Source organism: Micromonospora sp. NBC_00421, assembly GCF_036017915.1.
Lineage (GTDB): Bacteria > Actinomycetota > Actinomycetes > Mycobacteriales > Micromonosporaceae > Micromonospora.
The window spans coordinates 5275191-5293194 of record NZ_CP107929.1; the positions used below are offsets into that span (position 1 = coordinate 5275191).

Sequence of the window (18004 nt, forward strand, 5' to 3'; positions counted from 1 at the left end):
CCCGAAGCCGCTCGCCTGTGGACAACCCGGCGGGCTGTGGACAACCTCCGTTGCGGCCGGTGATCTGCTATGCAGGTGGGGAACGCGAAAAAAAGCCGTGTTATCTCCAGCCGGCTCATTGACGACATACCGCGTCGTACGTCGATAATCGTGACCGCACGCCACCGCGAAGGTGGCATCCGCCGCTCTCGGAAACGGGGCCATGGCCGACTCACCCGACGAAACACCCCCCACCCTGCGCATCGGTGGCTGGCTACCCGAGGCCCGGCACCACCAGGCGCTGCCGCCGTACCTCGTTCCCCCGGCGGGCCGGCACCTGATCGACGTCCCCCCGCCCGGGTCAGCGACCACCCCCCTGCCGTCGCCCGTCCACACCGTCGAATCCGACGGCATCGGCCGGACCCTGCTGCTGGCCGGGGTGGCCTGTGGTCTGGTCACCGGTCTCGTCTTCGCACTGTCGCCGCTGTGGTCCGGGCCGGAGCGCCGGGGCGCCGCCCTCCCGGTGACGCCGTCGGGGGTCGTGGGCGGGCCGAACCTCGCCGCCGCGGAGAGCCCCACGCCGATCGACGACTACTCGCCCGCGCCTGTCTCGCTCGCCACCCGCGCCGTCTCCCCGGCACCTGTCGCGCCGCCAGCGCAGGCACCGGCCCGTCCGCCGAGCCGACCCGGCGCCGGTACGACCCCCCGCCCCACCACGACCACCACCCCGCCCCGGCCGGCCCCGACCACCACCCCGCCCCGGCCCACGCCGAAGCCGCCGGCGAACCAGCCCGGACCGGGCGAGTTGACGGCGCTGCCGGCGTCCCAGGAACGGTCGCTGCGGTCCAGCGCGAACGGACCCTCGACGTACGTCGAATTCGTCAACGCCCGCAACTCGCGGGTCATCGTCTACTGGCTCGACTACCACGGCCAGCGGCGGCAGTACAAGGTGCTCGACGCCGGCCGGTCCTACCGACAGCAGACGTACCTGGGCCACCCCTGGGTGGTCACCGACGACCGCGGCCGGGGGCTGGCCTGCTTCCTGCCCGCCCGGACCACGATGCGGGCCGTGGTGCGGTAACCGGCCCAGCGGTGGATGCCGGCCCCCGTGGTCGGCGGACGGATTTCCGTCCGGGCCGGTTCCACCGGGCAGGTACGATCCCCGCCATGCACCCGACCGGCCGACAGCCGACGAGGCTCCTTCCCGGTGCGGGGAAGCCCTTCCTGAAGTGGGCCGGCGGGAAAACGCGGTACGCCTCGACCCTGGTGTCCGCCGCGCCCGAATTCACCGGCACCTATCGCGAGCCCTTCCTCGGCAGCGGCGCGGTCTTCTTCGAACTGAATCCGGCCAAGGCCGTGCTGAGCGACGCCAACGAAGAGCTGGTCACCTGTTTCCGACAGGTCGCGAAAGACGCGGAAGCCGTGATGAAGCGGCTCGACGAGCACCCCAACACCCGCGAACACTTCGCAGAGATACGGCGGCAGGACCCGGCAGAGCTCTCCGACGTCGAGCGGGCCGCCCGGGTGATCTACCTGAACAAGACCTCGTTCCGGGGGCTGTGGCGGGTCAACCGGAAGGGCCAGTTCAACGCGCCCTACGGCGCATACGACCGCCCCTACTACAATCGACGGACACTCCTCGAAGCCGCGAAGCTCCTCGACGGCACGGAGATCAGGGTCGCCGACTTCGCAGAACAGCTCGACGAGGCCTCCGAAGGCGACTGGGTCTACCTCGACCCGCCCTATGTGCCGCTCGGCGGTTGGGCGGACTTCCAGCGCTACACCCCCGGGCAGTTCGGCCGGGACGATCACGTCCGGCTCTGCGCGGCGATGAAACGGGCGAGCGGTCGCGGCGCCCTGGTGACCCTGAGCAACAGCGACACCCCGTTCGTACGGCAACTGTTCGCCGACGACTTCCACATCGCCAGGATGGCGACCCGTCGGGACATCAACCTCCAGTCGGACAAGCGGGGAAGCTGGGACCTGGTGGTCACGAACTACGAACTACCCGACGCGGCCCGGCAACTCACCGTCTGACCGCCAGCTTGCCGCGGACAGCACCGCCGGCACCCGTGAGGATCACCCGAACACCCTTGGCAGCACCCACGGGCGTTGAATCCCGTCGCTGGCGGCAGATCCCTGCGCGGGGCACGGGATCGCGTCTTCGAGAACGTGGATAGGATCCGGTTCCGTGGACTCCAGGGCCGACCGGGCGTCGGCCACCTTGCCGCACTCGGGTAGCAGCACGGCACCGGGCCTGACCTTCCTCGTCCTGCTGACGGCGATGTCGGTGCTTCCGGTGAACGTCTACCTGCCGGCCCTGCCCGACATCGCCCATGCCTTCGGGGCGAGTTTCGCCCTGGTCAACCTCTCAGTCGCGGGTTACGCCATCGCCACAGCCCTCACGGAGGTGGTCGCCGGTGCCGTATCCGATCGCTACGGACGCCGACCGGTGGTGCTGGTGTCGGTCTCGATCTTCGTCGTCGCGTCCCTCGGGTGCGCGCTGGCCCCCACCGTGCAGTTCTTCCTGGTCTGCCGCATGTTCCAGGCGGCAATCGCCGCATGTTTCTCCGTGGCCATGGTCGTCATCAAGGAGACGACGAGCGGACACGAGGCGGTCAGGAAGATCGGCTTCGCGGGCATGGGATGGGCGCTCGCCCCCATGTTCGGCCCCACCCTCGGCGGGATCGTGAACGAACTCCTCGGCTGGCAGGCGATCTTCGTCATCCTCGCCGCCCTGGGTGGAGTCGTTCTCGTCGTGGCGATGCGGCAGCTCGGCGAGACGTCCCACAGCTCCGGTAGTCCGGCGGGCAGCCTGCTCGCGTCGTACCAGCGGGTCGCGGGTTCGCCCCGGTTCTGGGCGTACACCCTGTGCATGGCCTGCGCGACGGGGACGCTCTACGTCTTCCTGGGCGGGGCGCCCATCGTCATGACCGAGCGCCTCGGTGGGTCGAGCGCGACACTGGGCCTCGCCATGGCCGTGGTGCCCGGCGGTTTCGTGCTGGGCAGCTACCTGACGGGGATCGTCGCCTCCCGGTTCTTCAGGAGCCACATCCTCGTGGCGGCGCGTGTGCTGACCTTGGTGGGCTTGTCGGCCGGTCTCCTCTTCGCGACGCTGCGGGACCTCCACCCCGTCGCGTTCTTCGCCGTCTGCGTCTTCGTGGGAGTCGGCAACGGCCTGACCACCCCGGTCGTCAATCTGGGGGTGATGTCCGACCACCCACGCCTGGCCGGAACCGCGACGGGCCTGTCCGCCGCGACGGCCATCGGAGGCGGCGCGCTGATCTCCTCCGTCGCGGGCGTCGCCCTGGGCACGACCGGCTCACCCCGGACGCTGCTGACCCTGTTGCTGGCCCCGGCATCGCTCGCTCTGGTGGCGGCGCTCGGCGCGGCAGCAGCCGACCGGCGTACCGCACCCACCCGGTCGACACGAGCGGCCGAGGCACAAAGGGACGACCCCCGTCGGGGGGATGACGGGGGTCGTCGGAGGGTTCGGCTCCGGGGGGGTTGAGCCGAACCGGCCCGGCGGTCACGGGGGGTGCGACCGCCGAGGGTCTGTCAGCTTTCCGGGACGTGAATGGTCGTCGTGCGGTCAAGTCTGCCCGAGCGGAGTGTTCACGTCGAGTGTTGTCGACCCCACTCCCTGCGAAATTATGACCGCAGCGTGTGACTGCGCTCACGTTGAGCATTCGTCGTGGACGTGCTTCCGCAGGTCGCATGGGGTGTGGACCCCGGGGCACCCGCCGACCCTAGACCATCGGGCTAGACTTGCGCGCCGTGGGCCGAAGTGCCGCTTTTTTCGATCTGGACAAGACCGTCATCGCCAAGTCGAGCGCCTTGGCATTCGGTCGGCCGTTCTACCGGGACGGGCTGATCACCCGACGGGATGTCGTGAAGTCGGCGTACGCGCAGCTGATGTTCCGGCTGGGCGGCACCGACGAGCAGACCATGGCCAGGACCAGGGATTATCTCGCCGCCCTCTGCAAGGGCTGGCAGGTGGAACAGGTCCGCCAGATCGTCGCGGAGACGCTCCACGAGCTGATCAACCCCTACGTGTACGCCGAAGCCGCCGTGCTGATCGCCGAGCACCAGGCGGCCGGGCGGGACGTCGTGCTGGTCTCCGCCTCCGGTGAGGAGATGGTCCGCCCGATCGGCGTGCTGCTCGGGGTGACCGACGTGATCGCCACCCGGATGAGCGTGCAGGACGGCCGCTACAGCGGCGAGGTGGAGTTCTACGCGGCCGGTCCGAGCAAGGTCGAGGCGGTCAACGAGCTGGCCGCCGCCCGGGGCTACGACCTGGCCGACTCGTACGCCTACTCCGACTCGTACAGTGATCGGCCGTTGTTGGAGTGCGTGGGCCACCCGAGCGTGGTCAACCCGGACCGGACGCTGCGCCGGCTCGCGGTGGAGAACGCGTGGCCGGTGCTGGAGTTCCGGCATCCGATCCCGCTGGGCCGGCGGCTGCGGGAGCGCCCGGCCGTCCCGGTGGCCGCGGCGGCGCTCGGGGTCGGGGTCGGGGTGGCGATCGGCATCGCCTGGTACGGCAGGCACCGCCGGACCCGCGCCACCCAGGTCGCCTGACCGACCCACCGCCGCCCTCTCCCCCGCACCTCACCTGCCTCACCCCACCTGCCCCCGGACGCCGCCGGGGCCCGAGGTGAGCCCCGGCAGCCGCACGGGTCGGCACCCCCACGGACCAGGGCAGGAATCCGGCAGAACCCCGTGATTGAGCGTTCGCTCAAATACGCCTATGCTGCGTTTTGAGCAAGTGCTCAAAACGAGGAGGCAGCATGACCGAGCAGGAACCACCGCCCCGACGGAACGCCGCCAACTGGGTGCTCGCCGGGCTGGTCGCCGCCTTCGGACTGGTGGTCTTCGTCGCCACGGTGCGCGCGGGACGAGCCGACAGCGCCCTGCTCTTCGTCGCGCTCCCGACCACCCTCGCCGCCGCCCTCACCCTGCTGCCCGGCCGCACCGCGCACGGCCGGGTCTTCGTGCTCACCACGATCGCCCTGCTGCTGGCGGCGGTGGCGCTGCACGAGGGGGCGATCTGCGTCGTCCTCGCCGCTCCCCTGGTCTACGCGGTGTCCCACGGGGCCACCGCCCTGATCCGCGCGCTGCGCGACACCTCCCGCTCGTACGCCGTCCTCGCGGTGCCGCTGCTGCTCCTGCCGGGGCTGGAGGGCAGCGGGATCGCCCCACGGGTGGCACCCGACCAGTCAGTCGAGGTGGTACGGGTGGTGGCGCTCCCGGCCGACCAGGTGGCCGCCCGGCTCGCCGACGGTCCGCGTCCCGCGCCGGCCCGCTCGGTGCCGCTGCGGCTGCTCGGCGTGCCCACGCCCGGCCAGGTGAGCGGGGACGGGCTCGACCCGGGTAACAGGTGGATGTTCGGTTACCACGGCAGCGCGCACGGCCCCGGCGGCCACCTGCTCGCCGAGGTGGAGACGGTCGCGCCGCAGCGGGTGGCGTTCCGGTTCGTCGAGGACAGCTCGATCACCGCGCGCTGGTTCCGGTGGCGGCACGCCGAGCTGAGCTGGCGGACCCTCGACGAGCGGCACACCGAGGTCCGGGTCCGGGTGGACTACACCCGGGGGCTCGACCCCTCCTGGTACTTCGGGCCGGTGCAGCAGGTCCTGCTCGGTGCGGGGGTGGGGCACCTGCTGGACATGATGACGCTGCGATGATCACCGCCCGCTACCTGAGCCTGGCGGTGCCGTTGCTGGCCGTGCTCGCCGCCACCCGGGTCGACCGGAGCCGCGCCGGTCGGGCGGCGGCGCTGCTTGCCTTCCTCGCCACCGGCATCGGCATCGCCGCCCTCGACGAGGTGGCCCGGCACACCGGTTGGTACACCTTCGCCCCGGTGCGGGGGAGCTACCGGTGCATGCCTGTCGACCTCTGGATCGGCTGGGCCGCGCTCTGGGGTCCGCTGCCCGTGCTGCTGCGCCGGCTGCTGCCCCTGCCGGTGGCACTGGGCCTGCTGCTCTGGGTCGACGCGGTGGCCATGCCGGCGCTGGACCCGCTGGTCGGGCTCGGCCCCAACTGGCTGCTCGGGGAGCTGGTCGGGCTGCTCGTGGTGGCCCTGCCTGCGCAACTGCTCGGCCGCTGGTGTGCCGACCGGCGGCACCTGATGGCGCGCACGCTGCTCCAGGTCGGGGTCTTCACCGCCCTGCTGCTGTGGCTCGTCCCCAGCCTGGCCTTCGAGGTAGGTGACGGCTCGTGGCGGGCGGCCACCGGGCTGCCCCGGTCCGTCCTGCTGCTCCTCGCCCAGGTGGCGCTGGTGGTGGCCGCCCCGGCCCTCGACGCGGTCCGTGAGTTCGTCACCCGTGGTGGCGGCACGCCGTACCCCTGGGATCCGCCCGTGCGGCTGGTCACCACCGGGCCGTACGCCTATCTGGCCAACCCGATGCAGACCGGCGCCGTGGCCCTGGTGCTGCTCACCGCCGCACTCACCCGCAGCTCGGCGCTGTTCCTGGCGGCCGTGGTGGCTGTCGCCTTCAGCGTGGCGGTGGCCCGACCGCACGAGGAGCACGACCTGGCCGGCAGGTACGGCGGGGCGTGGCGCGCGTACCGGCGGCAGGTACGGGACTGGTGGCCGCGCGGGCGGCCCTACCACGCGGGGCCGCCGGCGGTCCTCCTGCTCGACGACGCCTGCGGTCCGTGCGCGGCCACCTGGCGCTTCCTCGCCCGCCGCTGCCCGGTGGGCCTGCTGATACGGCCCGCCACCGCAGCCGGCCGGGTGCTCTGGCGGGCGGAGTACGTGGACGGCGACGGTCGACCGGAACGGGGGGTGGCCGCCGTCGCCCGCGCACTCGTGCACCTTCATCTCGGCTGGGCCGTGGTCGGCTGGACCCTGCGGCTGCCCGGGGTCATCTGGCTGGCGCAGCTGGTGACCGATGCGATGATCGCACCGCCACACCCGGCAGGCCCACGAGGAGGACGATGTCCGGCACCAAGCAACGCCTCCTGGACGGCGCCATCACCGCCATCCGTACGCACGGCATCGCCGGCGTGTCCGCCCGTACCATCGCCGCCGCCGCCGGGGTGAACCAGGCGCTCGTCTTCTACCACTTCGGCACGGTCGACGACCTGCTCACCGCGGCCTGCCAGGCCAGCACGGCCGACCGGCTCGGGCACTGGTCGACCCGGCTGGCCGAGGTGGGCTCACTGCGGGAACTGCTCGCCGTCGGGCAGGAGCTGCACGAACAGGAACGCGAACTGGGTAACGTCTCCTTCCTGGCCCAGCTGCTGGCCGGAGCGCAGACCGAGGAGCGGCTCGCCGCGCCCACCGCCGCCGCGCTCCAGCTCTGGGTGGACGAGATCGAGTCGGTCCTGCGCCGGCTGCTCGCCGGTTCGCCGTTCGCCGAGATCGCCGACGTGCCCGGTCTGGCCCGAGCCGTCTGCGCCGCGTTCGTCGGGTTGGAGCTCTACGACGGGGTGGACCGGCCGGCCGCACAGCAGGCGATGTCGGCGCTCGACCAGCTCGCCGTGCTGATCGAGATCATCGACGACCTCGGACCGATCGCCCGCCGGGCGGTCCGGGCCCGGGTGAACCGGGCCACCCGCCGGGCCTGACCGCGCGGACGGCACCGGTCAGGCGGTGGCGATGATCTCGTCGCCGACGGCGGTGAGCTGGTCCGCGCCGACCTCGACGGCGCTCAGGTAGTGCCGCAGCCAGGAGCGCAGGCCGTCCGGGGTACCGGTGGCGAAGGCCCCGGCCGCCCCGACGTACTCCGGCTCCCGCTCCCGGTGGCCGACGTCGACCGCGACCAGGCCACGCGGGTCGAACCCGCGGGACATCAGCACCAGCCGGGCGGCGGCGCGGGCCACCAGCCCGGACGGGCCGGCGAAGGGCCGCAGGTTGAGCAGTTCGCCGTGCACCACGGCGGCCAGGATCAACGGGGAGACCTTCGTACCACCGGCGACCAGCCCGGCCAACCCGTCGAGCCGGGCGGCCACCACCGGGTCGGCGACCGGACGCCCCAGCTCGGCCTCGGCCACCACGTCCCGGGCGGCGAGCACGTGCAGCCGGGCCAGCGCCTGCCGGGGTGCCGTCGACCACCGCTCGGTCAACCCGGGCAGCGCCCCGGCCACCCGCAGCGCCCCCTGGAGCACCGGTTCGGTGACGGTGCCGGCCCGGACCGCCTCGCGCTCGTGGTCGTACCCCTCCAGGGCGGCGCTGGCCACCGCGCAGCGCAGACCGACCTCGGCCGCGACCTGGCCACCCTGGCGGCGCAGCGCGCGGTGCCGCATCGCCTGGTCGACCCGCTCGCGGGCCCGCTCGACGGCAGGGGCGATGTCGGCGAGCGCGAGCAGCGGAGCGAGCGGGTCGGTGGTCACCTCGCCACGCTAGCGACCCGGCGGCCCGCACCGGACGGCACCCGCCGGGAGGGCGACCCGGGCCACCGGGGCTACCGCCTGCCCGGCGGACGGGTCGGTGCGCAGGGACCGACCGGCGGCCGACAGGATCAGCACGTCGGGCCGTCGAGTCCGATCCTGATCAGGTCCGGGCAGGTCGGGGTGGGCGGGGCCGTCGGGCGCGTCGGGACGGCCGCTGAGCGCGCCGGCCGGCACCTGGGGTGTCGCGGTCCCCAGCGGCCCGGACTAACCTCGGCCGGGTAGGAGACGCAGGTCACCCCGACGAAGGAGTCACCGCATGAGCGAGGCCTTGGCCAACCTGCTGAACGAGACGCGCCAGTTCCCGCCGCCGGCCGCACTCGCCGCGGAGGCCAACGTCACCGCCGGCGCGTACGACGAGGCCGGCGCGGACCGGCTCGCCTTCTGGGAGCGGCAGGCCGGCCGGTTGGCCTGGGCCAAGCCGTGGGACGAGGTGCTCGACTGGTCGAACCCGCCGTTCGCGAAGTGGTTCGTCGGTGGCCAGCTCAACGTGGCGTACAACTGCCTGGACCGGCACGTGGCGGCTGGCCGGGGCGACCGGGTGGCGATCCACTGGGAGGGCGAGCCGGGCGACACCCGCACCCTCACCTACGCCGACCTGCACCGGCTGACCTGCCAGGCGGCGAACGCGCTCACCGACCTGGGGGTGGTCGCCGGTGACCGGGTGGCGATCTACCTGCCGATGATCCCCGAGGCGGCGGTGGCGATGCTGGCCTGCGCCCGGATCGGCGCGACCCACAGCGTGGTCTTCGGCGGCTTCTCCGCCGACGCGCTGAGCAACCGGATCCAGGATGCCAGCGCCAAGGTGGTGATCACCGCCGACGGCGGCTACCGCCGGGGCAAGCCGTCGGCGCTGAAGCCGACGGTGGACGAGGCGGTGGCGAACTGCCCGTCGATCGAGCACGTGCTGGTGGTCAGGCGCACCGGCGAGGAGGTCGCCTGGTCGGCGAAGGACCACTGGTGGCACGAGACGGTCGAGACGGCCCCGGCGGAGCACACCGCCCAGCCGTTCGACGCCGAGCACCCGCTGTTCATCCTCTACACCAGCGGCACCACCGCCCGGCCGAAGGGCATCCTGCACACCACGGGCGGTTACCTGACCCAGGCCGCCTGGACGGCGCACGCGGTGTTCGACCTGAAGCCGGAGACCGACGTCTACTGGTGCACCGCCGACATCGGCTGGGTCACCGGGCACTCCTACATCGTGTACGGGCCGCTGGCCAACGGCGCGACCCAGGTGATGTACGAGGGCACCCCGGACACCCCGCACAAGGGCCGGTTCTGGGAGATCGTCGACAAATACAAGGTCAGCATCCTCTACACCGCGCCGACGCTGATCCGCACCATGATGAAGTGGGGCGAGGACATCCCGGCGGGCTTCGACCTGTCGTCGCTGCGCCTGTTGGGCAGCGTCGGTGAGCCGATCAACCCGGAGGCGTGGATGTGGTACCGCCAGCACGTCGGCCGGGGCGAGCTGCCGATCGTGGACACCTGGTGGCAGACCGAGACCGGCGCGATCATGATCTCCCCGCTGCCCGGGGTCACCGCGACCAAGCCGGGTTCGGCGATGACGCCGCTGCCCGGCATCGTCGCCGACGTGGTGGACGACCAGGGCCGGTCGGTGCCGAACGGCGGGGGCGGCTACCTGGTGCTGCGCGAGCCGTGGCCGTCGATGCTGCGCACCATCTGGGGCGACGACAACCGGTTCATCGAGACGTACTGGTCCCGGTTCGAGGGGATGTACTTCGCCGGTGACGGGGCCAAGAAGGACGACGACGGGCACATCTGGCTGCTCGGCCGGGTCGACGACGTGATGCTGGTGTCCGGGCACAACATCTCCACCACCGAGGTCGAGTCGGCGCTGGTGTCCCACCCGGCGGTGGCCGAGGCGGCGGTGGTCGGTGCGACCGACCCGACGACCGGGCAGGCGATCGTGGCGTTCGCCATCCCGCGCGGCACCGCCGACATCTCGGGCGAGGCGGGCGAGCAGCTCATCACCGAGCTGCGCAACCACGTGGCCAAGACGCTCGGCCCGATCGCCAAGCCCCGGCAGATCATGCTGGTGCCGGAGCTGCCGAAGACCCGTTCCGGCAAGATCATGCGCCGGCTGCTGCGGGACGTGGCGGAGAACCGGTCGCTCGGCGACGTGACCACGCTCCAGGACTCCTCGGTGATGGAGCTGATCTCCTCCGGACTCGGCGGCGGGAAGTCCGACGAGGACTGACGACGCGCAAACCCCGTCGGTGGGTGCCGGTCCGTGCGGACCGGCACCCACCGGTCTTTTTCCGGGGTACGAATGGGTCGGTAGGCGGAGCCGGGTCGGGCTGAACGGGCAGAGGCGTCGGTGCCCCCTTCCGGTGGCGAACCTCCCTCATCTAGGTTCAGCAATATCGACTGGATTCGACGTAGGTCACCGGCGATTCCTCTCCCATGCCCGAGAAACGGAGTGGCATGAACATCTTCCCGCCCACTGGGTCACGCCGACGCCTACTCGTCGCGTTGCCCACCCTCGCCCTCGTCGCCACGTCGCTGACCGTGACCGGCAGCGCGGCGGCCCAGCCCGCCGGGCCGGCCACACCGACCCGGATCGGGGCCGACGAGCACTACCTCAACTACGCCGAGCCGGAGGTGCAGCCGGACACCGCCGGTAAGGAGGTGCGCGGCGTCGACGGGATCCGCACCCCGCCGGCGGACGAGGCCCGCGCGTACGACCGCAAGTTCGCCGGCGGCAACCCGCTGGCCGCCCGGGAACTGGCCCGCAACGAGGCGCGGGCGATCCGCACCGGGCAGAGCCCGCGCACGTTCAAGAAGGCCAAGAGCACCCAGACGGCCAAGCTGCTCACCCTGCTCGTCGAGTTCAACGAGCAGGCCAACGACGACTTCACCGGGGTGATGGTCCCCAAGACGGTCTTCGAGGACCGCACCTGCGTGCCCGGCACCGTCCAGAACGGACCTAAGCACAACAACATCCCGAACCCGGCGACCCTGCCGCACGAGGACAACAACTCGATGTGGGTGCCGGACTTCTCGCCCACCCACTTCGACAAGATGCTCTACACCAAGAAGGGCATCACCGAGCGGGTCCGCAAGGACCTCAAGGGACCGGACGGCAGGAAGGGCATCGACCTGTCCGGCCGCACCATGCACAACATGTACCTGGAGATGTCCAAGGGCGCGTACACGGTGGACGGGCAGGCCAGCCCGTGGATCACCGTACCGCACTCGGAGGGCTGGTACGCGGCCTCGCGCTGCTTCCAGGACGAGACCGGCGCCTGGGTCGCCGGCCGGGAGCAGGCGATGAACGGCCACCCGGACAACCCGCAGGGCGCGGGGCGGCTCGCCACCGACGCGATCGACGCGCTGGCCGCGGCCGACCCGAACTTCCCGTGGGCCGACTACGACATCGAGGACCAGGGCGACCGGGACGGCGACGGCAACGTCAACGAGCCGGACGGGGTGATCGACCACCTGGTGCTGGTGCACGCCGGTCAGGGCAAGTCCCGGGGCGGCGGCGACCAGGGCGTGTACGCGGTCTGGGCGCACTCCTCCACGGTCGCCGGCGGCTACGCCATCCCCGGCACCACCCTGAAGGTGTCCAACTACATCGTCCAGCCGGAGGACGCCGGGGTCGGGGTCTTCGCCCACGAGTTCGGGCACGACCTGGGCCTGCCGGACCTCTACGACACCTCCGGCAACGCCGACTCGGACGTCGACTTCTGGGACCTGATGGCGTCCGGCTCGCACAACGGCGAGATCTTCCAGGCGCTGCCGACGCACATGGGCATCTGGGACAAGTGGGTGCTCGGCTGGGCCGACCCGCTGACCCTCGCCCCCGGCTCCCGGACCCGGACGGCACCCCTCGGGCAGACCTCGCGTACCCCGGTGGGCACCCAGGACGGCATCAAGATCGACCTGCCGGACAAGGTGGTCACCCTCGCCCAGCCGCACAGCGGCACCGGGATGTGGTACAGCGGCTCCGACCAGGCCTGGGCGGACGTCAAGCTCGGTCGGCAGATCGCCGTCCCGGCCGCCGCCGACGCGAAGTTCTGGATGTGGAACAACTACGTCATCGAGGAGGACTGGGACTACGGCTTCGTCGAGGTCTCCACCGACGGCGGCGCCACCTGGGCCGAGCAGAAGGTCTACGACGCGGCCGGCGCGCTGGTCTCCACGAACGACGGTTACGCCGACCCGAACGGCCGCATGGTCGACTTCGGCAACAAGAAGTACGGCCTGACCGGCAGCACCGCCGGTTGGCGGCACGACTGGATCGACCTGTCGGCGTACGCCGGGACGACCGTGCAGGTGCGGCTGCGGTACGCCACCGACGAGGCGTTCCAGGAGCGCGGCTGGTTCGCCGACGACCTCTCGGTCACCGGCGGCGGGGCCACCACCTTCAGCGACGACGTGGAGAACGGCACGAACGGCTGGACGCTGACCGGCGGCACGTTCACCGACACCACCGGCGCGGGTTGGCACATCGACCCGGGCACCCAGGTCAAGTCGCAGTACTACCTGGCCGAGTGGCGTAACTTCGACGGCTTCGACATGGGTCTGAAGTACGCCTACGACACGATCTACTCGCACGAGGCGTGGAAGGTCGACCGGATCTCGTACAACGCGCCGGGGATGCTGGTGTGGTACCGGGACACGATGCTGGGCGACGTCAACCACGTCACCGGGCAGATGACCGCGCTGCCCAGCTACGGGGCCAAGGGCGGGTTGCTCATCGTGGACTCGCACTACGACCCGCTCCGTCGTACCGGTGAGGCGGCGACCAAGGATCCGTCGGTGCTCGACAATCTGCCGAGCCGGCCGCAGTCGGCCAACGCGGCGTTCTCGCTGACCAGGACGTACCCGTTCACCGAGTGCCTGGAAGCGGCGGACGAGCCGTACAGCGCGTACTGCACCAAGTTCGGTCGGCAGGCCCCGGTGTCCACGTTCACGGACGCCAAGGGCTGGTACCCGGGCATCGAGATGCGCGACGGCGCGGCGTACGCCCGGGACAACGACGCATCGGTGGTCGTCCCGTCGCGGGGCAACAAGCCCTACACGACCCGGGTGGTGAACCCGGACGGCACGCCGGCCACCGAGTTCTACGGTGTGACGCTGGGCGGTGGGGCGATCGTGCTCGGCACGGGCAACCCCTCCGACGCCAAGGTCCGGCACGGCGTCTCGATCAAGATCCTGTCGGCCGCGCCGGACAACTCGTACGCGGTCGTCCAGATCACCCCGGCGAAGAACTGAGCCCCGCGCCGGGCCCTCCGGCAATGCGGTGGTAAAGGTCAGTAACTGACCGATTGGTGGACAGTGGGCCGGTGGCGGAGAAGCCACCGGCCCACTGTTTCACGCATCGCGGCAATCCAATCGAAATACATCACTATAATTCCGGCCGGGGCGTCCGCACTGCTCATGACCGTTGGTGAACACCCGGTGTGTGACGGTGAAAAGCGTTCCCATCAAAATCTTGCAACAAATCGACGCGGACATCTTCCCACCCGTCCCAGCAGTGTCTATGTTCACCATGGGTCCCACTAGTGGGACGTCTCACGCCGGCCCGTACCCCCGTTGGGCCGGTTCCCTCACACCGGAGGTACCACGTGCGCAAAGTCGCAGTGGGTCTGCTCGGGCTCTCGCTGACGGCGACAGGTCTGGTGACGGGCGCGTCCGCCAGCGCCGCGCCGGCACCGAAGCTCCCGACGGCGGCCCCGTCGGTCGCGGAACCCCAGGCGGACCACGATCTGCCCAACCCGCTGGAAACCAAGCGGCGGGCGCTGCGCCAGGAGGGCCTCAGCGAGGTCCTTTCCGGCAAGTCCAAGGCGCAGAAGATCAACGGCAGCACGGTCGTCAAGGTCGGCAAGACCCAGGCTGCGGGCAAGAACAACGCCCGGACGACGGCCTCGGGCGTCGCCCAGACGCAGGACCAGTACGTCGAGTTGGGCCGCGAGCGGACCGACAAGATCTTCGTCATCCTCGCGGAGTTCGGCAACGAGCGGCACCCGAGCTACCCGGACCGGGACACCGACCCGAACACCCCCGGGCCGACCCGGTTCGACGGGCCGCTGCACAACGAGATCCCGGCCCCCAACCGGGCGGTGGACAACTCCACCGTCTGGCAGGCCGACTACAACGCGGATCACTTCCGCAAGATCTACTTTGGTACCGGCCAGGGTGACGAGTCGCTGAAGCAGTACTACGAGGCCCAGTCCTCGGGTCGCTACAGCGTCGACGGCGAGGTCACCGACTGGGTCAAGGTCAAGTACAACGAGGCCCGGTACGGCCGCTCCAACGGCTACCCCTGCGCCTCGAACGTCTGCAACAACACCTGGAACCTGGTCCGGGACGCCGCCAACCAGTGGGTCGCCGACCAGAAGACCGCCGGTCGCACCGACGCCCAGATCGCCGCCGACGTCAAGTCGATGGACGAGTGGGACCGGTACGACTACGACGGCGACGGCAACTTCAACGAGCCGGACGGCTACATCGACCATTTCCAGATCGTCCACTCCGGCGGCGACCAGGCCGACGGTGACCCGATCCAGGGTGAGGACGCCATCTGGAGCCACAGGTGGTACGCCTTCGCCTCCGACCAGGGCAACACCGGTCCGTCGACCTTCCCGGGCGGCGGCACCCAGATCGGCAACACCGGCGTCTGGATCGGCGACTACACCATCCAGCCGGAGAACGGTGGCCGGAGCGTCTTCTACCACGAGTACGGTCACGACCTCGGTCTGCCGGACGACTACAACGTCATCAACAGCGGTGACAACAACAACGAGCACTGGACCCTGATGGCCCAGAGCCGGCTCGGCGCCAAGAACGACGGCGGCATCGGCGACCGGGGCGGCGACCTCGGTGCCTGGAACAAGCTCCAGCTCGGCTGGCTCGACTACGAGACCGTGGTGGCCGGCCAGAAGAAGACCCTGGAGCTGGGCCCGCAGGAGTACAACTCCGACAAGGCGCAGGGTGCCGTGGTGGTACTGCCCCAGCGGGAGTACAGCTTCCAGAACGGCAAGCCGTTCGAGGGGACCAAGCAGTTCTTCTCCGGTAACGACGACGACCTGAACACCACGATGACGCGGACGATCGACCTCACCGGGAAGACCAGCGCCGCGCTCACCATGAAGGGTCGTTACTCGATCGAGGAGGACTACGACTACCTCTTCTTCGAGGCCAGCACCGACGGTGGCCAGACCTGGGCCACCCTGCCGGGTACCGCCAACGGCAAGGCCCTCAAGGAGATCTCCCCCGGGCGCTTCGCCCTGGACGGCTCCAGCGGCGGCCAGTGGGTCGACGTCAACATCCCGATGAACGCGGCGGCCGGCAAGGCGGTGCAGTTCCGGCTGCGCTACCAGACCGACGGTGGCGTCTCGGAGGGTGGCTTCTACGGTGACGCGATCACCGTCACCGCCGACGGGCAGACCGTGCTCACCGACGGTGCCGAGGCCGGTGCCGCCGGCTGGACCCTGAACGGGTTCAGCGTCGTGGCCGAGACCTACACCCGCAAGTTCGACAACTACTACATCGCCGGCAACCGGTCGTACGTGTCGTACGACCAGTACCTCAAGACCGGCCCGTACTACTTCGGTTACGCGAACACCCGCCCGGACTACGTGGACCACTACGCGTACCAGGAGGGTCTGCTGATCTCCTACTGGAACCTCCGGTGGGCCGACAACGACACCTTCGACCACCCGGGCGAGGGTCGGAACATGATCATCGACGCGCACCCGGAGCCGCTCTACAACCTGACCGGCGCCCCCTGGCGGGCCCGGGTCCAGGTATACGACGCGCCGTTCAGCCTGAAGAAGGCGGACTCGTTCACGCTGCACATCAACAGCGTGCCGCAGTACGTCCGCGGCCAGGCCGCGCAGCCGCTGTTCGACGACACCAAGCAGTACTGGTACCCGGAGCTGCCGAACCACGGCGTCAAGGTTCCGGCGACCGGCACCAAGATCAAGGTTGTGGAGCAGAACGGCACCTCGGTGAAGGTCCGCTTCTCCTGATCCGCTGATCAGCGCACCACCCGCTACACCCCGATGCCCGGGCAGGTCTCCTGCCCGGGCATCGGCCCTCTTCAAGGGCTGGTGCAGCCGCCCCGGCCGCGCAGGAGGGGTGCCGACCCACCGACGACGTGGCACGCTGGCTCTGCGCGTACCCATGCCGGGTGCGCCGGGAACGGAGGCACCGTGACCGACGACCGGACCCCGACCACCCCGCCCGCCGGCCGCCCGGCGGCGCTCTCCGCCACCCCGCCGCCCACCCTGCGGCGACCGGCCTCGCCCCCACGGCACCCCACCGACCAGCGCCGACCGGACCGGCTCGCCGGCCGGATCACCCACGGTGGCGACGGCCCGTGCTACGGCCTGGTCACCGACGACGGCCGGGAGTACGCGCTGCACGGCCCCGGCATGGGCACCTTCACCACCGGCACCACCGTGCTGGTCACCGTCGGCCCGGCCGACCCGACCGGCACCTGCGGCCCCGGCACACCTGTCGGCATCGTCGAGATCCGCGTGGTGCGCTGACCCCGATCGGCCCGGCGTCGGCGCTCCCGGTGGCCCCTACTCCACCGGTCCGGCCGCCCCGCTCCACCGGTCCGGCCGTGCCGTACGGGTCGGCGGGGCGATCGACAGGCACCGAGGTCCTAGGCTGTGCCCCATGACCGAGCAGCGTGGCGGACCCGTCGACGAGTCCTGCGTCCTCACCGAGGGACCATGGACACACCGGTTCGTCGGCGCGAACGGCAGCCGGTTCCACGTCGTCGAGGCGGGCACCGGCCCGATGGTGCTCTTCCTGCACGGCTTCCCCGAGCACTGGTGGGCCTGGCACGCCATGCTCCCGGCCGTCGCCGACGCCGGCTTCCGGGCCGTCGCGGTGGACCTGCGTGGTTACGGCGCCAGCGACAAACCACCCCGGGGGTACGACGGTTACACCCTCGCCGCCGACGTCGCCGGCCTGATCCGCGCCCTCGGGGAACGCTCCGCCACCGTGGTCGGCGCCGGTTCGGGCGGCCTGATCGGCTGGACGGCCGCCTCGTTCCACCCCACCCTGGTACGCCGGCTGGTAGTGCTCGGCGCACCCCACCCGCTGCGGCTGCGCGCCGCGATCTTCGCCGACCCGCGCGGTCAGTTCGCCGCCGCCACCCCGGCGTTGAAGTTCCAGCTCCCCCGGTACGAACACGTGCTCACCCGCAACGACGCCGCCGAGGTGCCGGAGATGCTGCGCCGCTGGGGCGGGCCGCAGTGGGTGGCGGGCCCCGAATTCGCCGGCTACGCGCAGCGCTGCCGGGAGGCGATGTTGATCCCGCAGGCCGCCTTCTGCGCCCTGGAGGGCTACCGGTGGGCCTTCCGCTCGGTGCTGCGGTTGCACGGCTACCGGTTCGTCCGGTTGATGCAGAAGCCCCTGGTCACACCCACCCTGCAACTGCACGGCGCCGTCGACGTGGCCTCGCTGCCGCGCACCGCGCAGGGCTCCGGCCGCTATGTCAGCGCCCCCTACGAGTGGCGGCTGCTCGACGGCGTGGGCCACTTCCCCCACGTGGAGGCCGGCGACGTGGTCCTCGGCGAGATCCTGCGCTGGACGAAATCCTGACCGCACCGGGTCAACGGCTGGCGGCTGGCGGCTGGCG

General features: G+C 71.1%; 13 protein-coding genes. 12 read left to right on the forward strand and 1 reads right to left on the reverse strand.

The window, feature by feature from the left end:
* The first annotated feature begins 202 nt into the window (after positions 1-202).
* The 7 genes from OHQ87_RS22360 (at position 203) to OHQ87_RS22390 (ending at position 7551) form a co-directional block, all read left to right on the forward strand.
* A complete protein-coding gene (locus OHQ87_RS22360; protein WP_328340813.1) occupies positions 203-1060 on the forward strand; it encodes a VHL beta domain-containing protein in 858 nt (285 codons plus the stop codon).
* 86 nt (positions 1061-1146) lie between these two features.
* Positions 1147-2016, forward strand: coding sequence for a DNA adenine methylase (locus OHQ87_RS22365; protein WP_328340814.1), 870 nt, complete (start codon positions 1147-1149; stop codon positions 2014-2016).
* Between the two features lie 154 nt (positions 2017-2170).
* Complete coding sequence (locus tag OHQ87_RS22370; RefSeq protein ID WP_328340816.1) at positions 2171-3490, forward strand: multidrug effflux MFS transporter; 1320 nt, start codon at positions 2171-2173, stop codon at positions 3488-3490.
* Positions 3491-3747: 257 nt separating this feature from the next.
* Positions 3748-4560 (forward strand): HAD family hydrolase, encoded by an 813-nt coding sequence (locus OHQ87_RS22375; RefSeq protein WP_328340818.1) that lies wholly within the window; start codon positions 3748-3750, stop codon positions 4558-4560.
* A gap of 209 nt (positions 4561-4769) precedes the next feature.
* Complete coding sequence (locus tag OHQ87_RS22380) at positions 4770-5663, forward strand: hypothetical protein (protein ID WP_328340819.1); 894 nt, start codon at positions 4770-4772, stop codon at positions 5661-5663.
* A complete protein-coding gene (locus tag OHQ87_RS22385) occupies positions 5660-7024 on the forward strand; it encodes a methyltransferase (protein WP_328340820.1) in 1365 nt (454 codons plus the stop codon). Before OHQ87_RS22380 ends, OHQ87_RS22385 begins: the two co-directional genes overlap by 4 nt.
* Complete coding sequence (locus tag OHQ87_RS22390; protein ID WP_328340821.1) at positions 6919-7551, forward strand: TetR/AcrR family transcriptional regulator; 633 nt, start codon at positions 6919-6921, stop codon at positions 7549-7551. The genes OHQ87_RS22385 and OHQ87_RS22390 overlap by 106 nt, the downstream gene beginning before the upstream one ends.
* 18 nt (positions 7552-7569) lie before the next feature.
* Here the strand turns inward: OHQ87_RS22390 and OHQ87_RS22395 are convergent, their stop codons facing one another.
* Complete coding sequence (locus OHQ87_RS22395; protein ID WP_328340822.1) at positions 7570-8316, reverse strand: oxidoreductase; 747 nt, start codon at positions 8314-8316, stop codon at positions 7570-7572.
* 316 nt (positions 8317-8632) lie between these two features.
* Here OHQ87_RS22395 and acs point away from each other — a divergent pair, with 316 nt between their 5' ends.
* The 5 genes from acs (at position 8633) to OHQ87_RS22420 (ending at position 17967) form a co-directional block, all read left to right on the forward strand.
* A complete protein-coding gene (gene acs / locus OHQ87_RS22400; protein ID WP_328340824.1) occupies positions 8633-10597 on the forward strand; it encodes an acetate--CoA ligase in 1965 nt (654 codons plus the stop codon).
* A 227-nt stretch (positions 10598-10824) separates the two neighbouring features.
* Positions 10825-13620, forward strand: a complete 2796-nt coding sequence (locus tag OHQ87_RS22405) for an immune inhibitor A domain-containing protein (RefSeq protein ID WP_328340826.1) — start codon at positions 10825-10827, stop codon at positions 13618-13620.
* A 368-nt stretch (positions 13621-13988) separates the two neighbouring features.
* On the forward strand, positions 13989-16379 hold the full coding sequence (locus OHQ87_RS22410; protein ID WP_328348955.1) for an immune inhibitor A domain-containing protein: 2391 nt from the start codon (positions 13989-13991) through the stop codon (positions 16377-16379).
* Positions 16380-16562: 183 nt separating this feature from the next.
* Entirely contained in the window at positions 16563-16901 is a 339-nt protein-coding gene (locus OHQ87_RS22415; protein WP_328340827.1) for a hypothetical protein, read from the forward strand.
* Between the two features lie 133 nt (positions 16902-17034).
* Positions 17035-17967: an alpha/beta fold hydrolase gene (locus tag OHQ87_RS22420; protein WP_328340828.1), complete on the forward strand. Its 933-nt coding sequence runs from the start codon at positions 17035-17037 to the stop codon at positions 17965-17967.
* Positions 17968-18004 lie beyond the last annotated feature (37 nt).